This is a genomic window from Streptomyces sp. NBC_01520 (genome assembly GCF_045040375.1).
Lineage (GTDB): Bacteria > Actinomycetota > Actinomycetes > Streptomycetales > Streptomycetaceae > Streptomyces.
Map to the genome: position 1 here is coordinate 7,623,650 of NZ_CP109404.1, position 20,399 is coordinate 7,644,048.

Consider the following 20,399-nt stretch of genomic DNA (forward strand, 5'->3'; position numbering starts at 1 on the left):
GACCATGGCCGAGTCCGAGAAGCCGGACACCAGGATGGTCGAGGCGCTACGCGCCTCGCTCAAGGAGATCGAGCGGCTGCGCGAGCGCAACAGGACTCAGACCGCCGCGGCCCGGGAACCGATCGCGATCGTGGGCATGGCGTGCCGCTACCCGGGCGGAGTCCGCTCGCCCGAGGACCTGTGGCGTCTCGTCGCCGAGGGCCGCGACGGCATCGGCACGTTCCCCGAGGACCGCGGCTGGGACCCGGACCTGTACGACCCGGTGCCCGGCACCCCGGGCCGCTCCTCCACGGGCGAGGGGGGATTCCTCTACGACGCCGGGGACTTCGACGCCGCCTTCTTCGGCATCTCCCCGCACGAGGCACTGGTCATGGACCCGCAGCAGCGGCTCCTGCTGGAAGGGTCCTGGGAGGCGCTGGAGCACGCCGGCATCGACCCGACGTCGCTGCGCGGCAGCCCCACCGGGGTGTTCGCGGGTGTCATGTACCACGACTACTTCGGCAGTTTCGGCTCCGGCAGCGTCGTCTCGGGCCGGGTCGCCTACACACTCGGTCTGGAGGGGCCCGCCCTCACCGTCGACACGGCCTGCTCCTCGTCGCTGGTCACACTGCACCTCGCCGCGCAGGCGCTGCGCCAGGGCGAGTGCACCCTCGCCCTGGCCGGCGGAGTGACGGTCATGGCCTCACCCGGCACCTACGTCGAGTTCAGCCGGCAGGGCGCTCTCTCCCCGGACGGCCGGTGCCGGTCCTTCTCCGACGACGCGAACGGCACCGGGTTCTCCGAAGGCCTCGGTGTGCTGGTGTTGGAGCGGTTGTCGGATGCTCGGCGGTCGGGGCATCGGGTGTTGGCGGTGGTGCGGGGTAGTGCGGTGAATCAGGATGGTGCGTCGAATGGTCTGACGGCGCCGAATGGTCCGTCGCAGCAGCGGGTGTTGCGGCAGGCGTTGGTGTCGGCGGGGGTGTCGGCCGCTGATGTGGATGTGGTGGAGGCGCATGGTACGGGGACGGAGTTGGGTGATCCGATCGAGGCTCAGGCGTTGCTGGCTACGTATGGTCAGGATCGGCCGGGGGATCGTCCGTTGTGGTTGGGTTCGGTGAAGTCGAACATCGGTCATACGCAGGCGGCTGCGGGTGTGGCGGGTGTGATGAAGATGGTGCTGGCGTTGGGGGAGGGTGTGTTGCCCCGGACGTTGGGTGTGGGTGTGCCGTCGCGGAAGGTGGAGTGGGGTGTGGGGCGGGTTCGGTTGCTGGAGGAGGAGCGTCCGTGGGTGCGGGGTGAGCGGGTGCGTCGTGCGGGGGTGTCGTCGTTCGGGATCAGCGGGACCAACGCGCATGTGATCCTGGAGGAGGCCCCCGACGACGACACCTCGGACACCTCCCCCCGTGCCGAGGCCGAACCCCCCGCACCGGCCGTGCTACTGCCCCTCTCCGCCCGTTCCGCGCGCTCCATCCCCGCACAGGCCGAGCAGCTGCGCGACTTCCTCGACGCCCGTCCCGACCTGCCGTTGACCGCTGTCGCGAGGGCCCTGGGCACCCGGCGTGCGGCGTTCGGCCACCGCGCCGTCGTCGTCGGTGGGGACCGCGAGCAGCTCCGGGCCGGCCTGGACGCCCTCGCCACCGGACGTCCGTCGGCCGCCGCCGTCACCGGCCGGGCCCGTACCGGTGGCCGCACGGCCTTCCTGTTCACCGGGCAGGGAGCGCAGCGTCCCGGCATGGGGCTTGAACTGCGCGCCCGTTACCCGGTGTTCGCCGAGACGTTCGACGCGATCGACGCTCACCTCGGCCTGGACCTGGTGGGCGTGCTGAGCGGCGACGACACCGAGGCGGTGCACCGCACCCAGTACGCGCAGACCGCCCTGTTCGCCTACGAGGTGGCCCTTTTCCGGCTGCTGGAGTCCTGGGGGGTACAGCCCGATGTGCTGGCCGGGCACTCCGTCGGCGAGATCGCCGCCGCCCACGTCGCCGGAGTGCTGGACCTGGCCGACGCCTGCACCCTGGTCGCCGCACGCGGCCGGCTCATGCAGGCCCTCCCCGAGGGCGGCGCGATGGTGGCCGTGCAGGCGGGCGAGGACGAGGTCCGCCCGCTGCTGGACGAAAGGGTGGGCCTGGCGGCGGTCAACGCACCTGGGGCGGTCGTCCTGTCCGGGGAGCGCGAGGCGGTCCTCTCCGCCGCCGCGACGTTCGAGAGGACAAAGCGGCTCAGCGTCTCGCACGCCTTCCACTCCCCGTTGATGGACGGCATGCTCGACGACTTCCACGCGGTCGTCGAGCGGCTGACCTTCCACGAACCCCGCGTCGACGTGGTCTCCGCGCTCACCGGACGTCCCGCCACCGGGGACCAGCTGTGCGACCCGCGGTACTGGGTACGGCATGTGCGCGGCACCGTCCGCTTCGCCGACGCCGTCGCCGCCCTCGCCGGGTCAGGCGTCACCCGCTACGTCGAGGTCGGTCCCGACGCCGTCCTGACCGGGCTCGGCCGGGAGTGCGTCGGCGAGGGCGACGCGGCCTTCGTGGCCCTCGGCAGGCGCCACGGCGCCGAACCGACGGTCCTGCTGTCCGGGCTCGCCGGGCTGCACGCCGACGGCCTGCCCCTGGACTGGGCGGCGCTCTTCCCCGGTACGGCCCGCGCCGAGCTGCCCACCTACGCGTTCCGGCACGAACGGTTCTGGCTGAACGCCGATGTTCCCCTCACCTTGGACAGGCCCACCCCGCAGCCGGCCGCCGCGCATCCCGGCGGACCCGCCGCGCCCGCCGCGGCCCCGGACGCGCAGAGTCTGCGGGAGCGGCTGGCGGCGGCTCCGGAGACCGAGCAGGATGCCCTGCTGGCCGACCTGGTGCGCGCCCAGACCGCCACGATCCTCGGACACGAGGGGCCGGAGGCCGTCGAACCCGACGACGCCTTCCTGGAGATCGGCATGGACTCGGTCTCCGCGGCCGAACTGCGCGGAGCCCTCGGCAAGGCCCTCGGCGTCACCGTCGCGGCCGGGGCCGTCTTCGACCACCGCACACCCGTCGCGCTCGCCGGCCACCTGCGCGAGCATCTCGCCGGGGGAGGTGCCCCCGAGCCGGCGGACGACGACATCGAATCGGTCAGCGGGCTGGTGCGGCGCGCGGCGGCCGGGGGCGCCTGGGAACGAGCCATGACGCTTCTGCACAGCGCGGCGGACATCCTGCCGGGCTTCTCCTCGGCGGCCGAGTTCGGCGACGTGAGCGATCCCGTGCGCCTGTCCACGGGAGACGAGGGGCCCCGCCTGTTTTGCCTGCCCTCCCCGATGGCGCTGGGCGGAGCCCACCAGTACGTGCGGTTCGCCCGGCACTTCCACGGCCGACGCGACGTCCTCGTACCGGACGTGCCCGGCTTCGTTTCCGGGGAGCCGCTGCCGCGCTCCGTCGAGGCGGTCGTGGAGGTCGTGGTCGAGGGCATCCAGCGGGCCTGCGCGGACGGACGGCCCTACGTGCTCCTCGGCTACTCCTCCGGCGGGCAGTTCGCCCACGCGGCGGCCGAGGCGATGGAGAAGGCCGGCCGGCCGGCTTCCGGCGTGGTCCTGCTGGACACCTATCTGCTCGCCGACGACGGCACCGAACAGCTCCGGCGCGAGATGTTCAACGGCATGCTCGACCGGGAATCGTCGGTGGGCGGCTTCGGCACCGCGCGCCTCGCCGCGATGAGCCGCTACAGCGGTCTGATCCCGCACTGCCTGCCGGGCGCGCTGACCGCTCCGGTGCTGTTCGTCCGGCCGGAGGAGCCCTTCGCGCCCGGCCTCGACGGCTGGCAGGCGGTCTGGGACGGCACGCACGAACTCGCCGAGGTGCCCGGCACGCACTTCACGATCATGGAGGACAGGGCCGAGTCCACCGCCGGAGCGGTGGAGAAGTGGCTGTCCGGCATCGCGGTGCCCTGACACGGAGAGCGCCGGAAGGCGACCGTCGGCCGTGCCGCAGGCAACAGCCACCGAACCCGCCGCGGGGCGGTCACTCACCCGCCTCACGGAAATGCGACATCCATGCTTCGATATCGCAGCGAATACCGTCCGGATCCACACCCAATCGCACGGCGATTTCCTCCGCGGCCACTTCCATCTGCCAATCACTGCGCTGCAGGGCCAGCCACATCGTCGTGCCGCGAGGGCCGCACCTGTGGCGTTTTCCGGTGAGCGGTACGAAAAGTTCCAGGTACCCGTCGGGCTGCACGCTGGCGATCAGCCCGTGGTCACGCCCCATGCCGCACCGGCCTTGCGTGTGCGGTGCCGTAATGCCTCTCGGCCGTGGGGAGGCCGGCTGTCCTGGACACAGAGAATCCCATCCCTCGACGGTTTTTCGGATGCTTCGACGTTACCTGTTCATCCACACTGTGGCACTGGCGGTGACCGCACCCCCCACGGTGGGGTAAACGATTCGGACAGGGGGGCCGACAGATGTACTGTCCTACGGGTATTCCTGCCACCTTGACAGAGCATCAGTAATATTTGCGAAGAAATGCGCTGCACCATAGTTCTTCCGACCTGTGTCCGTCGCGGGCGGGCAGGGGTTCCCACGGCGTCCCGCTGCAGCAGACCGGGTGCCTCCTGGCCCGTCAATACCATGTCAGGGCCCACCGGTGACGGATTCCTCCAGCAGCCGGGCCCGGCCGGCCCGGCTCATCCGCAGTGCGGGGACACCCGCATCCGGCTCGACACCGGCAACAGCACGCAATACGCGCCATGACATAAAACCTTCGCACGACTCCACATACATGCGGTGCGGGGGTAGAGAAACCTCTACCTCGAATCGGCGGTATAAGGCCAATGTGCGGCGGTTCCGATCCTCCTAATCTGATCCGCAGACACCGCGTTCGAAGCGCGTCATTTCATTGGAGAGCCCGATGCACACATCACATGACCTCCGCCGGTCGGAGGCGGTACGGCTGGACACCGTGTCCAAGATCTACGGACGAGCGGACAGTCAGGTGGCCGCGCTCCGGGAACTTTCCATGAGCTTCGCCAACGCCACCTTCACGGCGGTGATGGGACCTTCCGGCTCCGGCAAGAGCACCTTCCTGCACTGCGCCGCAGGCCTGGTCCGGCCCACCTCCGGAACCGTCACCGTCGGCGGCACCGACCTCGCCGGCCTGGACGACACCCAGCTGACCGTGCTCCGCCGCGACCGGATCGGCTTCATCTTCCAGTCGTTCAACCTGCTGCCCGCACTGACGGTGATGCAGAACATCACCCTCCCGCTGCAACTCGCCGGGAAGCGGCCCGACAAGAAACTGATCCAGAACGTCGTGCAGCGCGTGGGCCTCGCCGACCGCCTCGGCCACCTGCCCTCCGAGTTGTCCGGCGGCCAGCAGCAGCGCGTCGCCATCGCGCGCGCCCTGGTCACCCGGCCCGCGGTTGTCTTCGCCGACGAGCCCACCGGCGCCCTGGACACCCGCACCGCGGCGGCCGTGCTCTCCCTGCTGCGCGAGTCCGTCGACACGGCCGGCCAGACCCTGGTCATGGTCACCCACGACCCGGTGGCCGCCTCGTACGCCGACCACGTGGTCTTCCTCGCCGACGGCGCCCTCGCCGGCGAACTGCACCGGCCGACGGCCGACGCTGTCGCGGCACGGATGACACGGCTCGGCGCCTTTGAGGACGAGAACCGCGGGCAGGCCGCACCGATGACGTCCGGAGGGATGTACTGATGTGGCGGCTCGCCCTGCGCACCCTGAAGTTCCGGCGGACCAGCTTCGTCGCGACCTTCCTCGCGATGTTCCTCGGCGCCGCGATCGTCATCGGCTGCGGAGGCCTGATGGAGACCGGCGTCCGGATGGCCGCCGACCCGCTGCGCCTGAACGGCGCCCCGGTCGTGGTGACCGGCGAACAGTCCTACGAGGGCGCCGCCCTGACGGAACGACACCGTATCGACCCCGCGCTGGTCGATGAGGTGGCCCGGACCAAAGGCGTCCGCGATGCCGTCGGCGACGTGTCCTTCCCTGCCACCGTCCTCAAGGACGGCAAGGCGCTGACCGGTGAGGACGCCTCGTACGGCCATGGCTGGGCCGGTGCCCGGCTCACCCCCTATACCCTCGCCGCCGGTGAATCCCCCGTTGCCGGCGGCGAGGTCGTCCTCGACTCCGGACTCGCCGAGCGCGCCGGCGCACGCCCGGGCTCGGCCGTCCAGATCGTCGTCAACGGCGACACCCGGCGGTTCACGGTCAGCGGTGTCGCCGGCCAGCGCGGCGACGACAACCCGGACGCCGCGGTGTTCTTCAGCGATGAGCAGGCCCGTACCCTGGCCGGCGGCCGGATCGACTCGATCGGCGTACTGCCGGAGAAGGGCGCGGACACGGCGGCGGTCGCCGACGTGGTGCGGTCCGCCGTCGGCGACCGGGCCGAGGTGCTCACCGGCGAGCGGCGGGGCCTGGCGGAACTGCCCGGCACCCTCTCCAGCCAGCGCACCGTCGTGATCCTGGCGGCGATCTTCGGCTCGTCCGTGGTGCTGATCGTGATGTTCGGCGTCGCCTCCACCCTCGGGCTGTCGCTCCAGCAGCGCACCCGGGAGATGGCCCTTCTGAGGGCCGTGGGCTCCACCCCGCAGCAACTGCGCCGTATGATCCTCACCGAGACGGCGGTGCTCTCGGTGGGCTCACTACTGCTCGCCCTGTATCCGGGATATCTGCTCGGCCGGCTACTCTTCGGCGTGCTCACCTCCAGCGGCGTCGTCTCGTCGGCGATCGTCTATCACGCCGGCTGGATGCCGATGGCCGTCGGCGCCGTCGTCACCGTGCTCGCCGCAGCCGGGGCCACCCGCTTCGCGGGCCGCCGCGCCGCCCGCACCGAGCCGGTCGCCGCCCTGGCCGAGAGCGCCGTGGGCATCCGCTGGTTCAGCGTTCCGCGGCTGCTGATCGCCCTGTTCTTCCTCGCCAACGGCGTCGGCCTCGCCGTCGCCACCGCCACGGTGATGGAGGACGGCCCCACGCTCGCCAGTACCGCGGGGCCCGCCTCCGTGCTGTTCTGCATCGGCCTGGCGCTGCTCGCCCCCGGGATCACCAAGGCGATGGTCTTCCTGCTGAAGCTCCCGGTGCGCGCCTTCTCCGGCATCCCGGGGATGCTCGCCCTGCGCAACGCCACCACGGCCAACGTCCGTATGGCGGGGGCCGTCGCGCCCATCGTCCTGCTGATCGGCATCGCCACCGGGACCCTCTACATGCAGGCGACCGAGGACCACGTCTCCCAGAGCTCCTACGATCAGAACGTCCTGGCCGACTACGTCCTCGACTCCACCACGGGCGGATTCGCCCCCGGCGTCGTCGACCGGGTCCGGGCGACCCCCGGCGTGGCCGCGGCCTCGGAGTTCGTCACCAGCCGCGGATTCGTCGACGCCCCCGACGGGCCGGCCGACGCCGAACTGCGGGGCGTGTCCGCCGACGGTGTGCGGCAGAGCCTCGATCTGCGGCCCGTCGCCGGGTCGCTGTCCGGTCTGCGCGGCGACACCGTCGCGCTCTCCGACAAGAAGGCCGAGGAATACGGCGTGGGGGTCGGCGACCGGTTGCCGCTGCGCCTCGGCGACGGCACCGCCGTACGCCCCACCGTCGTCGCTCTCTACGCCGACAACCCCAAGCAGCAGTACGTGACCCTGCCCGTGGCGACTCTGGCTCCGCACACGAGCGAGGGGCTCCCGCTCCAGATCCTGGTCCGCTCCGGACCGGGTGGCCCGGACGGAGTCCGCGACACACTGGCCGGGCTGGCGGCGAGCGTGCCGGGTACCGAGCTGGACGACGGCGACTCACTGGCCGGCCGGAACAACCAGATCCAGCAGATCCTGGTCGCCGCGAACTATACGATCGTGGCCATGATCGTCGGATACGCCGCCATCACCGTCGTCAACACCCTCGTGGCGGTGACGCGCAAGCGCCGCGCCGAGTTCGGCCTCCAGCAGCTGACGGGGGCGACGCGCCGTCAGGTGCTCGGCATGCTGACCGTCGAGGGCGTACTCATCGGAATCATCGCCACCGTCCTCGGCACGATCGCCGCCGCGACCACCATCGTGCCCTACAGCATGGTGAAGTCCGACTCGTATCTGCCCTCCGGGTCCCCCGGCATCTACCTCGCCATCGTCGGCGGGTCCCTGGTGCTGGTCTTCGGCGCCACGCTCCTGCCCTCGTGGCGCGGCATGCGCACGCCCGCCGTCGACACGGTGAAGGCCGCGTGAGCCGTATCCGAACCGGGCCGTCCCCGGCACCCCCGTACGGGGACGGCCCTTCCCCCGCCCTTCCCCACAGGTGGGAGGGCGGGCGCGCGCGGCTGGTCCGGTCCGCCCAGGACACCATGGTCGGCGCGCTGATCGCCGCCGGAGCACTCGCCTCGGTCGTCCTGTTCGTCACGACCACGTACTTCGTCATCCTGTGCCTCATCGGGATCGGCTTCCTCGCCCTGCCCCACCTGACCACCGCGGTGCGCTGGGTCTGCGACCTGAACCGGCGTGCCGCCGCCCGCTCCGGGGTCCCGGTGGAGCGGCCGTACCGGCCGGAACCCGAGGAGATCGAACGGGACATCGTCGGATGGGTGCGCCGCTGCAAGTGGATCCTGGCCGACCCGGCGACCTGGCGGGACCTGCTGTGGCTGCTCCTCAACAGCGGTGTCGGCCTGCTGCTCGGCTGCGCTCCGGCCGCGATGCTGTACTACGCGGGGGAGGGGCTGGCGTTGGCCTTCGGGCTGTGGCGGTCCGTCGTCGCCGACGGCGTGGGCCGCTGGTATACGTTCATCACCGTCGACAGCTGGCCTGCCGCCCTCGCCGCGGCCATGGCGGCACTCGTCGTGTTCGCCGGCTGGCTCCACCTCAGCCCCTGGGTGCTGAAGGGCTACGCCTACTTCGTCCTGTTCCTGCTGGGCCCGACCCAGCGCGGGCGTCTGGCATCCCGGGTGCGGCACCTGGCGGAGACGCGCTCCGGCGCGCTCGACATCCAGGCCGCCGAACTGCGCCGCATCGAACGCGATCTGCACGACGGCGCCCAGGCCCGGCTGGTCAGCCTCGGCCTTACCCTCGGAGCCGCCGACCGGCAGCTGGACCGGAACACCGAAGAGGCCCGCCGCCTGCTGCACGACGCACGCAGCTCCTCCGTACAGGCGCTGCGTGAGCTGCGCGGCCTGGTCCGGGGCATCCACCCCCCGGTGCTGGCCGAGCGTGGACTCGCCGACGCCGTGAGGGCTCTGGGCCTGGCCAGCCCGCTGCCCGTCACGGTCACGGCGGACCTGCCCGGGAAACTGCCCGATCCGGTCGAGTCCGCGGTCTACTTCTCGGTATCGGAGCTGCTGACCAACGCGCTCAAGCACGCCGATGCCCGACAGGTCGAGGTGGCTCTCCGGTACGCGGACGGCGCCCTGCACGGGCAGGTCACCGACGACGGCCGAGGGGGCGCCGAGATGTCGGCCGGGAGCGGTCTGGAGGGCATCCGGCGGCGGCTGGCATCCTTTGACGGCGTCCTTGAGATCAACAGTCCCCCGGGCGGTCCGACCGTCATGAAAATGGAGCTGCCGTGCGTGTCGTCCTCGCCGAAGACCTCTTCCTCCTGAGGCAGGGAATCATCCAACTGCTGGAGGCCTACGACTGCGAGGTGGTCGCCGCCGTGGACAACGGCACGGATCTGAGACAGGCCATCGCGGAACACCGCCCCGACGTGGCCGTGGTGGACGTCCGCTTACCACCGACGTTCACCACCGAGGGCCTGGAGGCGGCCCTGCTCGCCCGCCGCGAGCAGCCCGGTCTGCCGATCCTCGTCCTGTCCCAGCACGTCGAGCAGATGTACGCCCGCGAACTGCTGGCCGACGGCACCGGCGGCATCGGCTATCTGCTGAAGGACAGCGTCCTCGACGACGGGCAGTTCATCGACGCCGTCCGCCGGGTCGCGGCCGGCGGCATGGCCATGGACCCCACCGTCGTGGCCCAGCTGATGACCTCCCACTCCCGCGACGAGCCGCTGTCCGCGCTGACCGCCCGGGAACGCGAAGTGCTGGAACTCATGGCGGAGGGATGCTCCAACACCGCCATCGCCCAACGGCTGACCGTCTCCGAGGGCGCGGCGGCCAAGCACATCTCGAACATCTTCTCCAAACTGATGCTCCCCCCGTCGAGCGACAGCAACCGCCGCGTCCTGGCGGTCCTGGCCTACCTCAACGCCTGAGTCCCGCCCGCCGCCCCCGGGTCTGGGGGCGGTAGGGGTGTGGCCCGCGCACCCGGCCGGTGAGACTGCTGGGGCACGCCCGGTCCGCGCCGCCGCCACGAAGGGAACCGCACCCCATGACCACGCCGGCCGAGCTCAACCGCCTGTGGATACGCCGCTACCACCCCCGCCCGGACGCGGCGGTCAGGGTGGTGTGCCTGCCACACGCGGGCGGCTCGGCGAGTTTCTACCGGTCCGTGTCGGCGGGCCTGCCCGCCGACACGGACGTGCTCGCCGTGCAGTATCCGGGGCGTCAGGACCGGCGGGCCGAACCCTGCGTCGCCACGATCGCCGAACTGGCCGACCAGGTGACCTCCGTACTCCTGGAGTGGACGGACCGCCCGTTGGTCCTGTTCGGGCACAGCATGGGAGCGACCCTCGGGTTCGAGGTCGCGCGTCGCCTCGAGCGCGACCACGGCGTCGTGCCGCACGCCCTGTTCGCCTCCGCGCGCCGGGCCCCCGCCGCACCGCGCACGGAGACCGTTCACCTGCGGGACGACGACGGCATCGTCGAGGAGATGAGGCTGCTGAGCGGTACGGAATCGGCCATCCTCGACGACCCTGAACTGATCCGCATGGCCCTGCCGGCGATCCGCGCCGACTACCGCGCCGCTGAGACCTATGTCTACGAGCCGGGCCCCCCGCTGCACTGCCCGGTGTGGAGCCTCGTGGGCGACAACGACCCCAAGGTCACCCTCGACGAGGCACGGGCCTGGTCGCGGCACACGGAACAGGCCTTCGAGTTCCGCGTCTTCGGAGGCGGCCACTTCTACCTCGTCGCGCACCAGCAGGAGATCCTCCGAATGATCGCCGAACGGGCGGCCGTACCGGTGGGCACGGCCTGACCGGCCTGCCGGCGAGGAATCGTCTAGCTAGCTCAGCGTCCGCCTCCATCGCGTCCGCGACGGCACCGACGAGTTGGTGCGGGTCTCCTCCCGCGGGCATCGGTGGGGCCGTGCCCGCGACCGGCCGGTCGGCGAAACCGGTGGCCAGGTGTCCGGGCCGGACGTCCAGCACCCGGATGCCGACGGTGCGCACTTCGTGGCGCGCGGTGCCGGCCATGTGCTCAGTGCGGCTTTGGAGGCGCTGTAGTCGGCCATCCCCGCCCGTGGGCGTTCCGCGACCGCGCCGGTGACGGCGGCGATCACCGAGCCGGGCCGCATGATGCCGAGCGCGGCGCGGAAGAACGCGGCGGGCGCGAGGACGTTGACCGCCATCAGATGCTCACCGACCTCGTCACTGACCTCCGCCGCCGAAGGCCACCCCGAGCCGAGGGCCGTCACAGGCGCGTCCAGCCCTCCCAGGCCTGCGCCCGACGCGGGTCCTACGCGTCGAACAGGACGGTGTGAGCGCCTGGGCACGTTCGCACGGCCTCGGTAGGGGGGCGGGCCGGGTCGCGGCCTGCGAGCGCCGTGCGGGCTCGACGGCCGGCCAGTTCGGCGGTGAGGGCACCACCGAGGACGCCGGTGGCGCCGGCCATCAGCACGCGCCCATCGTTGAGGTTCATGTTTCTCTCCCGATCGCAGGGGACAGGTCGGCGGCTTGGTGTCTCAACTGACTGTTTCGTGAACTGGCCGCCGGTGGATGCGGGGGCAGGGTCCGACCGGGGTCAACCGCGCGCCAGGTCGCTCAGTACCTCCCGGGCGGCGCGGGTGCCCGACGCCATCGCGCCCTGCACGGAACCGGTTGCCCGGTGGTCCCCGCAGACGTACGTGCCCGGTGAGAAACGTGTCGTACGGCTCAGCGGCCAGGGCGGCTCCATCGCGGGTAGTGCCCCCTCAACGGTGTGCACGGCGACCTGCTGCCAGCCGCTCGTGTCGGTGCCGTAGAGCTCGGCGAGCCGCCGGAGCACCATCCCGTCCGCGCCGGAGCGCTCGGCGCCGAGTACGGAGCTGGAGACCAGCGCGGTGCCGGGTGGAGCGTACGTGGGAGAGACCTCGGTGAGAACACAGGTGTTCAGCACCGCTCCGGTGCTGTCCACAACCAGCGTCGGCTCAGCCAGAGGTGTGATCGGGGCCGCGTGATAGTAGGTGGTGACCGTTCGGCCCTTCGGTACGGTCAGACCCGGCAGTAGACGGGCCGCCGACGTGGCATCCGCCGCCACCACGATGGACGTGGCCGGCAGCTCTCGGCCGTCCGCCAGGAGTACCCCCGTGGGGGTGACCGCGGTGACCGGGGTCTCCAGCCGGAGGACTCCCTCGGGCAGACCTCCGGCCAGCTGGGCGGGTACGGCGCCGATGCCGTCGGCCGGCAGGCAGAGTGTTCCCCTCACCATGCTCCGCCAGACCAGATGGAAGAAGCGGGCGGAGGTCTCCAGCCGGTCCTCCAGGAACACGCCAGACAGGAATGGCCGCAGGATCTCAGTGACTGCTTCGGCCGACAGCCCGGCGTGAGACAGGGTGGCGGCGGTGGCACTGTCCGGACGTCGTTTGAGGAAGCCGACGGGCAGGACGGCGTCCCGTACGGTTAGCGCCGCTATCGCGGCGAGGTCCCGGGCGGACAGAACCCGACCGGGCATCAGCGCTGCCGCCTTGTCGGGCCGCCGGGTCGGATCGGCGAGGCACACAGGCCCCGTCGACGTGTGCGCGATGATGCCCGGAGTGAGTGGCCTCAGCCGCAGACTCCGCAAGTCCAGGCGTCGCTTCACTTGAGGGTAGGAGGTGTTGAACACCTGGAATCCACGGTCCAGCAGGAATCCGTCGCGCCGATCCGTGCGCATCCGGCCGCCCACGGCGTCGGACGCCTCCAGCAGCGCCACACGTTGACCCGCACGGCACAGTTCCAGGGCGCAAGCCAGGCCGGCCAGACCCGCGCCGACTACGACCGTGTCCGGAGCCTGAAGGTGTTGAGTGGTCATGCTTCTCTTCCTCTGACGCTGGCTTCGGTGCATCGAGAGCCGGGATTCGTCCTCCGGCCCGCTCTTCAGCCTGTTGGATCACACCGACGCGCCTTGACACGGAACGCGTCGCTCCCCGTTCGTCGGGCGCGAGGCGACAGGACCGAATCCTCACGAGTCCACCCGAGCACGTTCCGTCCGGTGCCGCCAGGCGCCACTGCGATCAGATACCCGACAGACAGCACAGCATCACCCGAGCACCACCGACTCCACTGTCCTGACCGCCTCCGCGAGCCCTGGCGGATGCGGGAACCCGGGCACGGTCTGTCCGGCCCAGCCGGGCCCGAGCGTCAGGACTGCCGGCTTCCTGCGAGCGCCACGCACACCCCACTGAATCGCCGCCACATGCTGGGCCAGCGGCCGGCTCGCCGTGGTACGGGACTGTGCCACAGCCCCACCGCGGCCGGCCCGGCCAGGACGGGACTCAGGTGCAGCAGGGTGGCAGCCGGTTTGTCGGCGATGCGCGCGTAGCCGTCGGCGGCTCCGATGACGACGCCCTCGGAGAGGCCGGGCACATCGCGCATCCGAGGTGCGGAGTCGAGTGCGGCGACGAAATGCATCTCCGTGCTTGTCGATGAGGACGCCGTAGCTCTCCTCGCCGGGGGTGGCGTGGGGCAGGCCGATGACGGCGGCCTCCGCGATGGCCGGGTGGCGCAGCAACACTTCCTCGACCTCGTGCGGGTAGACGTTGAAGCCGCCGCGGATGATGACGTCTTTGGTCCGGTCGACGATGCTGATGAAGCCGTCGGCGTCCTTCCGTCCCAGGTCGCCGGTACGGAACCAGCCGTCGATGAACGCAGCCGAGGTCTCCTTGCGCCGGCCCGGGCAGCCGGAGAGGACGTTGCGGCCGCGGATCACGATCTCGCCGAGCTCACCGTCGGGCATCCACTCGATCCGCTCCGCGCCGACTCGGGGCGGGCGATCTCCACTTCCACGCCCCGGATTGCGTGGCCGACGGTGCCGGCCCGGGCGCCGAAGTGCGGATGGGCGGAGTTCGTACCGACGGTCTGTCCGAAAAGGTGGAACAGCGGCAGCGCGCCCAGGGCCACGTCGTCCGGACGGACATCGTTGGCGTCGAATGTGTTGGCCGTCGCGTTCATCACCAGGTTGAGGTGGCTGAGCACGGCACCCTTCGGCACACCCGTCGTGCCGCTGGTGCAGAAGACCACGGCAGGCAGGGTCCTGAATTCGCTACGCGATCCGCAGCTTACGTCCGTGTTCTACAGCAGTTGCCTGCGGGGAGTTATCGGGAGTTCTCCGCCTTGTTCGATACGGGGAGACGGAGGTGTGTACCCATGGTGACGGCGAAGGGTCATCTGGAGCGCATTGCAGAGCCCGCGGTCGAGGATGGTGCTTCTGCGTGGCGCATCGCACGCGATTCTCGTGTGCTGGACGCAAATTCTTCCTACTGCTATGTGTTGTGGTTTCGTGACTTGGCGGCGACCTCTGCGGTTGCCTGTGGCGAAACGGGCACAGTCATCGGCTTCGTGACGGGATATATCCGCCCTGAGGCGCCTGGCGCGCTGGTCATCTGGCAGATCGCTGTGGAGGAGGACTGGCCTGGACGTGGTCTGGCCGGTGCCATGCTGGACCACCTGACTGCCCGTCTGGGGTCCCGGGGCGTACTTCAGCGGCTGGAAACGACTACCAGTCCGCGAAGCGATGCGTCGCTGCGGCTTTTCGTCTCCTACGCCGAGCGTCACGGAGCGACAGTGCAGCGTGAATTGCTCTTCCCCGCATGGCTCTTCCCTGACGCACATGAGTCCGAATTCGTGTATCGCATCGGACCACTGACGCAAGGTTCCGTTCCGTCGCTCGGGGCCCACCGGCTGGACAATCGCAGCAATTAGGAGCGTGTCATGACCAGGTCGCATGCTAGGAGTGTTTTCGAAAGCCTGGAGTCCGAGGTACGGAGCTACTGCCGCGTCTCGCCAAGGCTGTGGGCGAAACTGAGTGAGCTCGCCACCGGAAGGCCGCTCGGGGCCCCGACTGCCGGCCAGTCGCGCACCGCCGAACATTCGCTGGCACCGACAGAGGGCACCTTCTCACCGTGATCGTCCGATCGTTCAGTGACATCGAGAACACCGACCGGCATGTGAGGGCAGCCTCCGGGACCTGGGAGAGCAAGCGCATCGTGCTCGCCGGGGAGAAGGTGGGCTTCTCCCTCCACGAGACCGTGCTGTACGCGGGCACGGAGACGTCCATGTGGTACGCGAACCACATCGAGGCCGTGCTGTGCACGGAGGGCGAGGCCGAGCTCACCAACGACGAGACCGGCGAGAAGCACTGGATCTCCCCGGGAACGATGTACCTGCTGAACGGCCACGAGCACCACACGCTGCGGCCGAGGACGGACTTCCGCTGCGTGTGTGTCTTCAACCCTCCCGTCACCGGACAGGAGGACCATGACGAGAACGGTGTCTACCCGCTGCTGACAGAGGAGGGCTGAACCATGACCACCGATGCACGCGCCGACCTGTACCCCTCGCGCGGCGCCGCCGAGATGACCACTCCCCGCCAGGACCCGGTCATCTGGTCCGCGCCGGGCGCGCCGGGACCGGTTTCCGCGAAGGACCTCCAGGGCTTCGGCCGGAACGGCTTCCTCACCGTCGACCAGATCGTCACGCCGCAGGAGGCGGCCGGCTACCACGCGGAGCTGGAACGCCTGATCGCCGATCCGGCGGTCCGTGCCGACGAACGCTCGGTCATCGAGCCGAAGTCGCAGAGCGTACTGCAACGCGATGCACGGCTCGGGGGACAACATCACCCCGTATCCGCGCAGCAACGTCTTCATCGTGTTCAACAGCGTGGAGAACACGGCGCAGGAGCCCTTCGCGGCTCCGGTCCGCCGGCCCGAGTTCATCGGGGCGCGTGACTTCACACCCGCCAGGTGAGACGCCTGCATGCTCATCGGTTCTCGGGGGACGACGGGCGCAGCATTCCTGCCGATTCGCCGCCGTCGCTCTTTTCGACGCTCTTCGGCTCGCCGGGGGACGGCGAAGTGATCCGGCACGGCGATCAGACCTGGTAGGAGCACGGCCCAACTGCCAGGCGCCCGGGCGGGGCCAACGCGCTCCCGCCCGGGCGCCTGGAGCCTGCGGCCCGTCAGAGCCTGGGCAGCGGCGGGCCGGGCATCTGCGGGTGGCACAGGTGCTGACTCCCGTCGTAGACGTGCAGGGTAGGTCTCCGGGCCCGGGGCGCCGGTCGCGGCATAGGCGTTCAGAACACGCTCGATGCGGCTCCCGCAACTTCACCGGGCCGCCCTCGCGCACCCGCCAACCGATGTCGGTCGGGGTGAGGATGGCGGCGACGAGAAGCGCACTGATCCACATCGGCCTGTGCCCCGAGATCGGGCCAGAGCCGGCCCGCCAAGGGCCATGGCGATCGGCCCCGCCACCGGCCGGGCACACGGGTGCGGATCCGCACGCGGACGGGGCGAGATGAGGTGCGGGAGGCGGCCAATGCGGTCGTCCCGACTACTTCGGGTCGCGGTTGAACTGCGCCGTCGACCAGCGGTAGCCGATCGCGATCAGGCCGACGCACCAGACGACTGCGATCCAGCCGTTGTTGCCGATTTCGGTACCGAGGAGGAGGCCGCGGAGGGTTTCGATGGCGGGGGTGAAGGGCTGGTACTCGGCGATCGGCTGGAACCAGCCCGGCATCGTACCGGCAGGGATGAAGGCGCTGGAGATGAGCGGCAGGAGGATCAGCGGCATGGCCATATTGCCGGCCGCCTCGGGGTTCGGACTGGCCGCGCCCATGCCGACCGCGATCCAGGTGAGTGCCAGGGCGAACAGCGTGATCAGCCCGAACGCCGCGATCCACTCCAGTGCCGTGGCGTCCGTGGACCTGAAGCCGATGGCCACGCCGACGGCTCCGACGAGGACCACGCTCATCACGCACTGCAGCACGCCGCCGACGACATGCCCGACGAGCAGAGAGCCCCGGTAGATCGACATCGTGCGGAAGCGGGCGGTGAGGCCCTGGGTCATGTCCACGCAGACGGACACCGCGGCCCCGATCACGGTGCTGCCGACGGTCATCAGCAGCAGGCCGGGGACGATATAGGCGATGTAGTCGGAGCGGTCCGCGCCGCCGCCACCGATGCCGGCGCTCATCACGTCGCCGAAGATGTAGACGAAGAGCAGCAGCATCATGATCGGCGTGAGAAGCAGGTTCAGGGTCCCGGACGGGTAGCGCCATGCGTGCAGGAGGTTGCGGCGCAGCATCGTGTTCGAGTCGCGTACAGCGAGCGAGAGGGAGCTCATCGGGAGTTCTCCTTGGGCTGGTTGGGGACGTTGGCTGGGCCGGTCAGGGCGAAGAACACGTCGTCGAGGTCGGGGGTATGGACGGTGAGTTCGTCGGCCTCGATGCCGACGGAGTCGAGCCGGTCGAGAATGGAGCGCAGTTCGCGCTGACTGCCGTCGCTGGGGATGGACAGCGACAGTGCCTCGTCGTCCCGGGTGATTTCGCGCAGGGCGTCAGCGGCGGACTGGTACGCGACCGGGTCGGTGAAGCGGAGTCGGATGTGCCCGCCCGGGATGAGCCGTTTGAGATCCTCGGCGGTGCCCTCAGCGGCGATCTTGCCGTCGTTCAACACGGCGATGCGGTCGGCGAGTTCGTCGGCCTCCTCCAGGTACTGGGTGGTGAGGAGGACGGTGACGCCGTCGGAGACGAGTTCGCGGATGATGCCCCACATGTTGTGGCGGGAGCGGGGGTCGAGGCCGGTGGTCGGCTCGTCGAGGAAGATGATCCGCGGGTTGCCGACCAGCGTCATCGCGAGGTCGAGGCGGCGCTTCATACCGCCGGAGTAGGTCGAGGCGGGCTTCTTCGCGGCCTCTGCCAGGTCGAAGCGCTCCAGGAGTTCGGCGGCGACCCGTCGTCCCTCGCTCTTGGACAGGTGGTGCAGGTCCGCCATGAGGAGCATGTTCTCCTCGCCGGTGATCAGGCCGTCAACGGCGGAGAACTGCCCGGTGACACCAATTGCGGCACGGACGGCCTGTGGGTCGGCGGCAAGGTTGTGCCCGCCGACGTGCAGGTCACCGGCGTCGGCGGTGATGAGCGTGGACAGGATCTTGACGGCGGTGGTCTTGCCGGCACCGTTCGGGCCGAGCAGCGCGAACACGGACCCGGCCGGGATGCGCAGATCGATCCCGTCGAGGACGAGCTTGTCCCCGTACGACTTGCGGAGGCCGACGACGGATACGGCGGTCGGCGACGGGTGACCGTCATCCTGCCTGGATGTGGGCATGACAGATGAAGGCATGGCGACTTCCTTTCGGGAAATGGTGTGGAGCGACCCGCCGCCGGAGACCTGCTCGACCACCTCGGTGGGCAGGATCTGCGGCGGCATCTGGTGGCCGGTCGGCCCGCATCTATTCGCGCTGTGCCAGGGCGAACGAACCGCGCGTGCGGGCCAAGTCGGCTGGTGTAAGGCGACGGGTGCTACTTCTCGGCCGTGCCGGATTCCCCGCTGATGGACTCCTGATAGACGTCTGCGTAGGTGCGTGAGTCCTTGATCAGATCGTCGCAGAACGCGGCGATGTCCGTGCCGATGAGCTCCAGGACCCCCTTGCCCGTGGCGGCGCCCTCCTCGAAGAAGTCGACGATCCCGGAGAGCAGGGGCCCGTCAGGCAGGTCGATCGGTCCGACCTTGAACAGGTACTTCTGCATCTCCTTGTAGACGATCTGGTAGTCCTGCGGGAGCACCTTGACCCGGGCCATGTGCGTCCGCCACTGCTTCTTGCCCTCGATGATGTCTTGGATGCTCACGTCAGCCTCCCAGCCGGCTCAGCTTCTTTGCGACGTTCCTGTTCAACTGCTCGCGCCACCGGTCGCGATAGGTTCGAGCCCCCTCCCCACCGGCCAGCGCGGTGCAGAAGCCTGGAATGTCGTCGCCGAGCACCTCGTGGACGCTCTGCCCGTCGGCCGCTGCTACTTCGAGCAGTCCCAGGGCGGCGTCGAGGATCGGCATCAGGTTGCGGCCGGTGAAGTCCCCATAGGGGAAGAGGTGGGCGATGATCTGTCCCCACGCCGCCCGGTAGCCGTCCGGCAGGACCTCCGCCCGGGTTTCGAACGCCTTCCATTCCCTGGTGAGATCGCTGCCTGTGATCTTCTCCCAGAAGTTCATCTCCCGCCCTCCCTGAGCTTGTTGATGCGTGATGAGACGTACTGCCATTTCGCCCAGAACTTCGCGAGTTCCTCGCGTCCGGCGTCGTTGAGGGAGTAGAACTTGCGCGGCGGACCGACCCCGGATGGTCGTTTCGTCACCTGGACGAGCTTGTTCCTCTCCAGTCGCAGCAAGATGGTGTAGACGGTCCCCTCAACGACGTCGGCGAAGCCGAGCCCGTTCAGCTGACGAGTGATGGCGTACCCGTAGGTTTCCTCGCCGCCGATGATTTCGAGCACGCACCCTTCGAGCGTGCCCTTCAGCATCTCCGTCAGGTCGTCCATCGCGACTCCTCCTCAGCCCTAGCAGTACTACGTAGTACCGAGTACCACTATACGGTATCACCGAGTAGTGGAGGGCGACAGTGCCTCCGGTTGGCGCGGACGGGCCCGGGACCGATCTTGCGAGGGATCCAGGCTCCGCGGCTGCGGCTACCCCATCGGCCTGGCTCCGTGGTCGGCGGGCGCAGTCGACCGACCGTCAGAACCCTCGTCCTGGACGAAGCCGACATCGAGGAGCCGGTCGTCTTCGAGGGCGGCACCTCAAGCCGCCTCCATCCGCTGGAGCGGCCGAAGTCGGCGAGCTGCTGACCTACGCGCGGCCGGGCTACACCGTGCACATCTCCGAGATGTTCCGCCTCGTACGCGGTACCGGACACATCCTCGACGTCCAGCACCGCGACCAGGTGGCACTACGCATCCACGACGGAGCCTCCGCGATGGACCTCACCGCCCGCCACCCGAGCACCGGACAACCGCTCAGTGCCCGGCGATGGCGGTCCATCACACCGGCCGGGTCAGTGCCGGGTGCAGCGCGGTGTAGGTCATCTCGGTGCCGTAGCCCTCGGCCCGAAAGGACGCCACGCGTCCCAGTGTGTACTTCTGGCCCGTGTAGGGGCCGACCACATCGTGTTCAGCCGTCGTGTCAGCGCCTCGCTCAGGATCGCGGTCCGCAGCACCTCGATGTCGGGCGCGCACAGTCGTGCCGCTTCCAGGGTCCCGTGCTCGGAGGGGCGTCGTAGTGCGGGTGGAGGACGTAGTGGTCATCACCGTCATGGAAGAGGACGTCGGTAAGCCCCAGCTGCTCGGCGACCGGGGAGCGCCGACAGCGAAACCTCGTTCGCGATGTCCCGCGCGGGCGCCCTCTCCCACC

Annotated in this window: 18 protein-coding genes and 2 pseudogenes; 9 read left to right on the forward strand and 11 right to left on the reverse strand. The window is 69.9% G+C overall.

What is annotated here, in order from left to right:
• Window positions 1-4 precede the first annotated feature (4 nt).
• Window positions 5-3,901 (forward strand): type I polyketide synthase, encoded by a 3,897-nt coding sequence (locus OG524_RS34215; RefSeq protein ID WP_405812306.1) that lies wholly within the window; start codon window positions 5-7, stop codon window positions 3,899-3,901.
• 70 nt (window positions 3,902-3,971) lie between these two features.
• On the opposite strand, the gene OG524_RS34220 is transcribed toward OG524_RS34215, so the two are convergent.
• Window positions 3,972-4,220 (reverse strand): hypothetical protein, encoded by a 249-nt coding sequence (locus OG524_RS34220; RefSeq protein WP_405386397.1) that lies wholly within the window; start codon window positions 4,218-4,220, stop codon window positions 3,972-3,974.
• 640 nt (window positions 4,221-4,860) lie between these two features.
• Here OG524_RS34220 and OG524_RS34225 point away from each other — a divergent pair.
• The 5 genes from OG524_RS34225 to OG524_RS34245 all read left to right on the forward strand — a co-directional run bounded on the left by OG524_RS34225 (window position 4,861) and on the right by OG524_RS34245 (window position 11,027).
• Entirely contained in the window at window positions 4,861-5,664 is an 804-nt protein-coding gene (locus tag OG524_RS34225; RefSeq protein ID WP_405386396.1) for an ABC transporter ATP-binding protein, read from the forward strand.
• Window positions 5,664-8,174 (forward strand): FtsX-like permease family protein, encoded by a 2,511-nt coding sequence (locus OG524_RS34230; protein WP_405386394.1) that lies wholly within the window; start codon window positions 5,664-5,666, stop codon window positions 8,172-8,174. The genes OG524_RS34225 and OG524_RS34230 overlap by 1 nt, the downstream gene beginning before the upstream one ends.
• 116 nt (window positions 8,175-8,290) lie before the next feature.
• Window positions 8,291-9,535, forward strand: coding sequence for a sensor histidine kinase (locus tag OG524_RS34235; RefSeq protein WP_405393013.1), 1,245 nt, complete (start codon window positions 8,291-8,293; stop codon window positions 9,533-9,535).
• Window positions 9,499-10,143, forward strand: coding sequence for a response regulator (locus tag OG524_RS34240; protein ID WP_403922123.1), 645 nt, complete (start codon window positions 9,499-9,501; stop codon window positions 10,141-10,143). Before OG524_RS34235 ends, OG524_RS34240 begins: the two co-directional genes overlap by 37 nt.
• A 116-nt stretch (window positions 10,144-10,259) precedes the next feature.
• Window positions 10,260-11,027, forward strand: a complete 768-nt coding sequence (locus tag OG524_RS34245; protein WP_405386392.1) for a thioesterase II family protein — start codon at window positions 10,260-10,262, stop codon at window positions 11,025-11,027.
• Window positions 11,028-11,054: 27 nt separating this feature from the next.
• Here the strand turns inward: OG524_RS34245 and OG524_RS34250 are convergent, their stop codons facing one another.
• The 5 genes and pseudogenes from OG524_RS34250 to OG524_RS34270 form a co-directional block, all read right to left on the reverse strand.
• Window positions 11,055-11,465, reverse strand: coding sequence for a hypothetical protein (locus OG524_RS34250; RefSeq protein ID WP_405812307.1), 411 nt, complete (start codon window positions 11,463-11,465; stop codon window positions 11,055-11,057).
• Window positions 11,466-11,506: 41 nt separating this feature from the next.
• On the reverse strand, window positions 11,507-11,689 hold the full coding sequence (locus OG524_RS34255; RefSeq protein ID WP_405812308.1) for a hypothetical protein: 183 nt from the start codon (window positions 11,687-11,689) through the stop codon (window positions 11,507-11,509).
• A gap of 102 nt (window positions 11,690-11,791) precedes the next feature.
• Entirely contained in the window at window positions 11,792-13,039 is a 1,248-nt protein-coding gene (locus OG524_RS34260; RefSeq protein ID WP_405386389.1) for an NAD(P)/FAD-dependent oxidoreductase, read from the reverse strand.
• Window positions 13,040-13,368: 329 nt separating this feature from the next.
• Window positions 13,369-13,638: a hypothetical protein gene (locus tag OG524_RS34265; RefSeq protein ID WP_405812309.1), complete on the reverse strand. Its 270-nt coding sequence runs from the start codon at window positions 13,636-13,638 to the stop codon at window positions 13,369-13,371.
• Window position 13,639: 1 nt separating this feature from the next.
• A pseudogene (locus tag OG524_RS34270) lies at window positions 13,640-14,253 on the reverse strand (AMP-binding protein); the annotation flags it as partial.
• A 120-nt stretch (window positions 14,254-14,373) separates the two neighbouring features.
• Between OG524_RS34270 and ectA the strand changes: the two are divergent.
• The 3 genes and pseudogenes from ectA to OG524_RS34285 all read left to right on the forward strand — a co-directional run bounded on the left by ectA (window position 14,374) and on the right by OG524_RS34285 (window position 15,972).
• A complete protein-coding gene (ectA, locus tag OG524_RS34275; RefSeq protein WP_405812534.1) occupies window positions 14,374-14,928 on the forward strand; it encodes a diaminobutyrate acetyltransferase in 555 nt (184 codons plus the stop codon).
• Window positions 14,929-15,128: 200 nt separating this feature from the next.
• On the forward strand, window positions 15,129-15,527 hold the full coding sequence (locus OG524_RS34280) for an ectoine synthase (protein WP_405812310.1): 399 nt from the start codon (window positions 15,129-15,131) through the stop codon (window positions 15,525-15,527).
• Between the two features lie 3 nt (window positions 15,528-15,530).
• Window positions 15,531-15,972 (forward strand): annotated as a pseudogene (locus OG524_RS34285) (hypothetical protein).
• Window positions 15,973-16,554: 582 nt separating this feature from the next.
• Here OG524_RS34285 and OG524_RS34290 read toward each other — a convergent pair.
• The 5 genes from OG524_RS34290 to OG524_RS34310 form a co-directional block, all read right to left on the reverse strand.
• Window positions 16,555-17,346, reverse strand: a complete 792-nt coding sequence (locus tag OG524_RS34290; RefSeq protein WP_405386385.1) for an ABC transporter permease — start codon at window positions 17,344-17,346, stop codon at window positions 16,555-16,557.
• Window positions 17,343-18,329 carry an ATP-binding cassette domain-containing protein gene (locus OG524_RS34295; RefSeq protein WP_405393012.1) on the reverse strand — a complete coding sequence of 329 codons (987 nt, stop codon included), beginning with the start codon at window positions 18,327-18,329 and terminating at the stop codon, window positions 17,343-17,345. The genes OG524_RS34290 and OG524_RS34295 overlap by 4 nt, the downstream gene beginning before the upstream one ends.
• 194 nt (window positions 18,330-18,523) lie before the next feature.
• Window positions 18,524-18,850 carry a DUF1048 domain-containing protein gene (locus OG524_RS34300; protein WP_405386383.1) on the reverse strand — a complete coding sequence of 109 codons (327 nt, stop codon included), beginning with the start codon at window positions 18,848-18,850 and terminating at the stop codon, window positions 18,524-18,526.
• 1 nt (window position 18,851) lies between these two features.
• Complete coding sequence (locus OG524_RS34305; protein ID WP_405386381.1) at window positions 18,852-19,208, reverse strand: DUF1048 domain-containing protein; 357 nt, start codon at window positions 19,206-19,208, stop codon at window positions 18,852-18,854.
• The gene (locus OG524_RS34310) at window positions 19,205-19,531 is read right to left on the reverse strand and encodes a PadR family transcriptional regulator (RefSeq protein WP_405386380.1); all 327 of its coding nucleotides are present in this window, start codon (window positions 19,529-19,531) and stop codon (window positions 19,205-19,207) included. The genes OG524_RS34305 and OG524_RS34310 overlap by 4 nt, the downstream gene beginning before the upstream one ends.
• Window positions 19,532-20,399 lie beyond the last annotated feature (868 nt).

Coding starts and splice junctions, on each gene's coding strand:
- OG524_RS34260 (WP_405386389.1), bottom strand. CDS start 13,039: ATGACCACTCAACACCTTCAGGCTCCGGACACGGTCGTAGTCGGCGCG.
- OG524_RS34235 (WP_405393013.1), top strand. CDS start 8,291: ATGGTCGGCGCGCTGATCGCCGCCGGAGCACTCGCCTCGGTCGTCCTG.
- OG524_RS34230 (WP_405386394.1), top strand. CDS start 5,664: ATGTGGCGGCTCGCCCTGCGCACCCTGAAGTTCCGGCGGACCAGCTTC.
- OG524_RS34245 (WP_405386392.1), top strand. CDS start 10,260: ATGACCACGCCGGCCGAGCTCAACCGCCTGTGGATACGCCGCTACCAC.
- OG524_RS34265 (WP_405812309.1), bottom strand. CDS start 13,638: ATGCATTTCGTCGCCGCACTCGACTCCGCACCTCGGATGCGCGATGTG.
- ectA (WP_405812534.1), top strand. CDS start 14,374: ATGGTGACGGCGAAGGGTCATCTGGAGCGCATTGCAGAGCCCGCGGTC.
- OG524_RS34305 (WP_405386381.1), bottom strand. CDS start 19,208: ATGAACTTCTGGGAGAAGATCACAGGCAGCGATCTCACCAGGGAATGG.
- OG524_RS34310 (WP_405386380.1), bottom strand. CDS start 19,531: ATGGACGACCTGACGGAGATGCTGAAGGGCACGCTCGAAGGGTGCGTG.
- OG524_RS34290 (WP_405386385.1), bottom strand. CDS start 17,346: ATGAGCTCCCTCTCGCTCGCTGTACGCGACTCGAACACGATGCTGCGC.
- OG524_RS34215 (WP_405812306.1), top strand. CDS start 5: ATGGCCGAGTCCGAGAAGCCGGACACCAGGATGGTCGAGGCGCTACGC.
- OG524_RS34295 (WP_405393012.1), bottom strand. CDS start 18,329: ATGCCCACATCCAGGCAGGATGACGGTCACCCGTCGCCGACCGCCGTA.
- OG524_RS34225 (WP_405386396.1), top strand. CDS start 4,861: ATGCACACATCACATGACCTCCGCCGGTCGGAGGCGGTACGGCTGGAC.
- OG524_RS34255 (WP_405812308.1), bottom strand. CDS start 11,689: ATGAACCTCAACGATGGGCGCGTGCTGATGGCCGGCGCCACCGGCGTC.
- OG524_RS34220 (WP_405386397.1), bottom strand. CDS start 4,220: ATGGGGCGTGACCACGGGCTGATCGCCAGCGTGCAGCCCGACGGGTAC.